Annotated in this window: 2 protein-coding genes; one reads left to right on the forward strand and one right to left on the reverse strand. The window is 48.5% G+C overall.

The genetic code is table 11. The features are described from left to right. Window positions 1-188: 188 nt before the first annotated feature. Window positions 189-4,838 (reverse strand): PAS domain S-box protein, encoded by a 4,650-nt coding sequence (locus tag NDA01_RS31080; RefSeq protein WP_348231091.1) that lies wholly within the window; start codon window positions 4,836-4,838, stop codon window positions 189-191. Window positions 4,839-5,131: 293 nt separating this feature from the next. Between NDA01_RS31080 and opgC the strand changes: the two genes are divergently transcribed. After that, window positions 5,132-5,353, forward strand: coding sequence for an OpgC domain-containing protein (gene opgC / locus NDA01_RS31085; RefSeq protein ID WP_348231092.1), 222 nt, complete (start codon window positions 5,132-5,134; stop codon window positions 5,351-5,353). Window positions 5,354-5,685: the final 332 nt, after the last annotated feature.

The raw sequence follows: 5,685 nt of genomic DNA on the forward strand, positions 1-5,685 counted from the left end.
GTTGAGCCAAGAGAAGACTGCCAAGGGGGGAATGAAGGCCAAGCGCCTCAAAGCAGGCTGGGATAATGATTATCTGGCTAAAGTCTTTGCTCAATAAGATGCGTTTGCCCTGGCTCAGCCCCTCATTCAAAACCGTAACTTTCTGTTCAAATGCGCCCGCTGGTCCTAATTCCTACTTTGAAAGCTGCTTATCTCGCATAACTGATAAGGTCTACGATCGCCTTGACTAGGACGGCTGGATCGATCGGTTTAGCGATATGGCGCTGAAATCCGGCGTTAAAGGCTTTCTGTTGGTCCTGTTCCATTGCATAGGCCGTCAGCGCGATCGCGGGAAGCTCACCAAATCGTCTCTTCACCTGCTGCATCAATTCATAGCCATCTGCTTGTGGCATGCCAATATCACTGACTAAAAGCATGGGCTGGAAGTGATCAAACACAGCTAGGGCTTCGGATGCTGAGGCTGCTACCTGGACGATCGCTCCCGTTGGTTCGAGGATAGCCACAACCAAAGCTCTCATATCGGCTTCATCGTCTACTACGAGTATGCGAATCCCTTGCAGAATGCTCGCTTCGCTAGAAGCCAGATCAGCTGAGGTTTCATCCGCAAAGCTCAAAGCTTGAGGTTTCATGAGGGGTAGACGGATGATAAAGGTGGCTCCAGCGCCTTCACCTGCGCTTTCGGCTCGAACCGTTCCCCCATGTAGTTCGGTCAGTTGGCGAACAATTGCTAGTCCCAAGCCCAATCCACCAAATTTGCGTGTGGTTCTCCCGTCTTCTTGGCGGAAAGACTCAAACACGTAGGGTAAAAAGTCCGGAGTAATCCCTTTTCCAGTATCCTTGACCTGAATTTGAGCCTCATCCCCCACTCGCTCCAACTGCACATTTACCTGGCCGCCATTAGGAGTGAACTTAATGGCATTGGTGAGCAGATTCAAAACAACCTGCTGTAAACGTCCTGCATCCCCTAGTATGGGTGGAATGGATGAGTCTAAATTGATTTGGGTCTGAATACTTTTTGCTTCCGCTGCCAATCGCAGTGTTTCTAATGCGGACTTAATCGTGCATGCTAAATCAACAGGCGCTTCATTTAAGACCAGCTTGCCGCGTAAAATCTTTGAGATATCGAGTAGGTCGTCAATCAGTTGTGTTTGCTGTTTCACATTGCGCTCAATAATCTCTAAGGCTTGTTTTGTTTTCTGAGTATCAAACCTGCCTGTTTGCAGAAGTTTTGTCCAACCCAAGATGGGGTTAAGCGGCGATCGCAACTCATGAGATAACACTGCCAGAAATTCATCTTTGACCCGGTTGGCTTGTCTCAGCTCCTCGGCTTGCTGCTCCAGTGATGCAACTAATTCAGCTCGCTCAAGGGCGATCGCCACCTGTTCTGAAATCACTTGCAGGAGGTCTGCCTCTTCAATCGTGAATTGAGTTCGGGTCAGACTCGCAAATGAAAGGGTTCCTAGTAGCCGTCCCTGCACCATTAGTGGCTGACCTGCATAAGCTGTTACCCCCATTGAGCAGAGGATTCGAGCATTGGGATGAGAGGCAATTTCTGAGCCATTAAGCACGATTTGATGGCGTTCTTGAGCCACCAAGCCACACATAGCTTGCCCTAGATCGATTGACTCAAATGCTTGTGCCTGGACTTCAGAGAGCCCACCATAACTTATCAGCTGCAAACGTTGTCTACTGTCCTGCTCACTGACTTCAAAGTGATAGTAGTAATGCAAATCCATTTGCACCGAGAGTCGGCGAAACAACTGGTGCATGAGGTCCATTGGCTGTTTCGCCGCAAGCAACTCACGGGTGGTCTCATAGAGCAGGTAAAGCCGTTGGCTGTGTTGTTGTAAGGCTTGCTCTGCCTGTTTGCGGTCGCTGATATCGGTATGTGTCCCCAACATGCGGAGGGGCTTATCGTCTTGATCCCAAGTTACAACTTTGCCAACCGAGAGAATCCAGATCCACCCGCCTGCTTGGGTGCGTTGTCTAAACTCCACGCGGTACTCGTTGCGATGTCCAGCGATATACTCCTCATAGACTTGATACACGGTTGCCACATCATCTGGATGCATGCGCTCGCGCCACTGAGCATTCGTTTCCTGAAACTCCTCCGGTTCATAGCCCAGCATCCGAGCATATTCGGGTGAAACGATGGCGTCCCCTGTTTGGACATTGAGATCGTAAAGTCCCTGATTGGCTGCACTCAGAGCTAAGGACAGCCGTTCTTCACTCTGGCGTAGTTCGGCTTCAACTCGATGCAAGTCCGAGATATCAGTAATGGTGATCCCAACGCCTAACACCTCACCATTGGGCAAACAAACTGGAAAGTGATTAGCGATGGTATGACGATAAACACCCGGTCGTATCTCACCGCTATATTCCAAATTAAGAACAGGTTCTTGGGTTTGCATGATTCGCCGCAGCATCGGAGCAAACTGGGGAGCCATGTCGGGAACCACCTCCGGAAGGGTTCGACCCAAGTGTTCATGAAGTGGCAACCCATTAATCTGAGCTAAGGCTTCGTTGGCGTAAAGATAGCGCAGATCTTGATCAAATAGGGTCAGTGCAATCGGGGAAGCGGCGAGAAATGCGTTGAGAATGGCTTCACTGCGTTCCTGCTCTAACTCGCTACGTTTGCGCTGCGTGATATCGAGCAGCGAGACCAGTACATGGTCATACTGATCTGGCTCCGGCGGGAAGGTGATGGTAAACCAAACGTCAAGGCGATCGCCCTGCAAAGTTTGTAAGACAGTTTCTGTGGCAAACGAGCGTTCTTCATGCGCGATCGCCAGTAGTTCTCCGATAAAAGCTATTGTCGTTTCAGGCACAAAGATTTGGGTTAAGGAAGACAGCAATTCTGCCTTGTTTGGCGCGCCAAACATTTGCACTGCGGCTTGATTCACATCATGAACTCGGACGAGTTCAGCCATCTGTTGCACGAATTCAGGATGTTCAGTAAAGTACTGCCGAAAATCCTGGATACCCACCGCTTTCAATCGATCGATCGCAGCTTTAACTTCAGAAAAGTCTTCCTCCCAGATCGCCACACTCACCGCTTCAAAAATATAGCGATACCGCTGTTCCTGTTCCGCCAGCGCCGCTTCTGTCTGTTTACGCTCAGTAATATCCAGACCCGTACCAAAAAAAGCAATAGTTCGCCTAGACTCTTCCTCACCCTCAAACTGGGCTTGGCCTTTTGCCAGTACCCATCGTTCGCTGCCATTGTTCCAGATAATCCGGTATTCAATCTCGTAACTGCCAGATGATTGAGGGTCGATCGCCGCACTGACAGCTTGGGCCACCCGGTCGCGATCGTCTGGATGTATCCGCTCTATCACAGCAGGAAGTGGGATCAGGACAGCATCATCGGGTTCACCCCAGATTTGACGCATGCGCTCATCCACTTCGACTAGGTTTGTGTCCAGGTGCAGCCGCCACCCTCCCAACTGGGCAACTTGTATTGCCAACTGCGCCCACTTTTCACTTTCTCGCAGCGCTTGTTCGATCTGTTTGCGCTGAGTAATATCGAGTGACACTCCTAAAACCTGGCGTGGCAAACCATCTGCTGTGCGGTTAAAAATAACACTTTGGGTGTATATCCAGCGTCCGTCACCGTTTGCGTGACGTGCTTGGTACTCAATGCTTGAAACCTCGTTGTCTGAGGCAGAGCGGAAATTTTCTAGATAGTTGAATATTCGTGCCAAATCCTCAGGATGTACCAGAATTTCAAGGGCATTAGCCCCCATTGCCTGAACTTCTTCAGACGTATAGCCCAGCAAATCAGTAATTTGGCGATTGGTATAAACGTTTTGCTGCTGGATTAAGTCATGTACAAATAGAACTCCGGGTACAGCTTCAGCAATCTGTTGATTGTAATGTTGGCTTTCTTGTAGTTGAAACTCGATCTGTTTTCGAGCAGTGATATTTTCAAAGGCAAACCCAATACAGTGGTTGGGTAAGGGGAACGCCTTCAGGCTATAAGTTCCGGTAGAAACGCCATCTTCGCCATAGACAACTTCCCCTAAATCCAAGGGTTGCCCTGTGCGAATGACCTCCACATATTGCTGCACAAGCGGTGTTTGTAGCAGCTTAGGAAAGCCCTCTGCCATAGTCTTGCCGACTAGGGATGCAAAATCTAACCCAGTTGCTTTTGAAGCAGCAGGGTTTGCAATCAATAAGCGGAACGAACCGGGATCATTCAAGTCCTCCAGTTGCCAAACCACAAGACCAACTTGAGTGTTGCCAACCACATCCGCGTAAAGTTGCAGGTGTTGGGCCGCTTCTTGTCGCTCTTGTTCAGCGGCCATTTGTTTTGCCACCGCTAGTCGTAACTCTAATTCATCAACTACGATCGCAGCTAAATCTGTTAGGATTTCTATCTGTTCCTGGGTTAGAGTATCGTGAGGTGTTGTATCGAGTAGACAGAGGGTACCGAGGTTAAAGCCGTCTTGAGTGATTAGAGGGGCACCAGCATAGAAGCGCAGACCAGGTTCATTCTGCACAAACGGATTGCAGGCAAAGCGATCGTCTTGTCGAGCATCAGGGATGACTAAAACATCGTTAGACAACAGCGCAAAGCTGCAAATGCTGTCATTTCGTGGCACTTCCTGCTGATTGAAGCCGTAGCAAGACTTAAACCAAGCTCTTGACTCATCAACTAGAGACACTAAAACCGTTGGCATCTGAAATAACCGTGCTGTCAGAGAGGTAATGCGATCGAATGCTGCTTCTGGTGGTGTGTTAAGAACTTTGTAACGCCGAAGTGCCTCTAATCTCTTCGCCTCATTTTCTGGGAAGGAAATACTGTGGGCCAGTGGTTGCGAGGTGTCGTCTGTCATGAACTTGAGTCAACGAGTGAATATAAAGAGCGAATGAGACGAGATTAGCCTTAGCTTATTTCAAGGTTTTCCAAAAAGCCAAAACACTTCCTCGCAAAGAAAAATCAAGGGATTGTGCCAACGTGAGGCTACTCCACTACTGCCGACGATCGCTGCCATGATTCAAACACTCTTGCAATAGACGAACGATGGCTGCGCTTCAGCTTTAGAGACACTTGCAATCGCGTTTTGTAGTAATGCTTGGATCTTAACTAGTATTTCCCTCGCCTCTGGGTCGCAGTATTAATGGCCCGATCCGATTAGTGACTTTATTGGGTTTGTTTCCCTTGCTGTATATGGTGGTCAACACATTTTGGCTCCCGCTCAATAAAGCGCTAGGCAAACTTCTAATCCCTTTATGGCAAAACTCGCTTTATGTCTATGTGATGCATGTGCCCCTGACGGTGTTGTGGTTTATGATTCCAGGTCTCACGACAGGAAGTGCCCTGGTGACAACGCTGTTGGCCCAACGGTAGCGTAGCTGCAACAAAGTGCCACGCGACGCTTGAAAGCTTTACTGGGTAGGAATTCCAGAAAAAATTTTATGATTTAGCTAAAACATCCCAAGAAATGGTCATTTATGGGCAAGTTTTCAAGCAAAAAGAGCCTGAAACCCTAATTCTTTCGTAAATTTTATGGGTAGTTCAGTCATCATTTACGGGTAAGTTGCAATTTTTCGAATTTTTTAACTGCATTATAGCCTTACATAGCTGTGTTAGGACGTTATTCTGAAGGAGAGAAGTGTTGGGATAGAACTATGCCTGCCCCTTACAGTTACGACCTGCGGCAAAAAGCGATTGAAGCGTTT

It is taken from the genome of Trichocoleus desertorum AS-A10, assembly GCF_039962155.1.
Taxonomy (GTDB): domain Bacteria; phylum Cyanobacteriota; class Cyanobacteriia; order FACHB-46; family FACHB-46; genus Trichocoleus.

Bases quoted from the DNA above. Each gene is read 5' to 3' on its own strand.
- NDA01_RS31080 (WP_348231091.1), bottom strand. From the start codon at position 4,838: ATGACAGACGACACCTCGCAACCACTGGCCCACAGTATTTCCTTCCCA.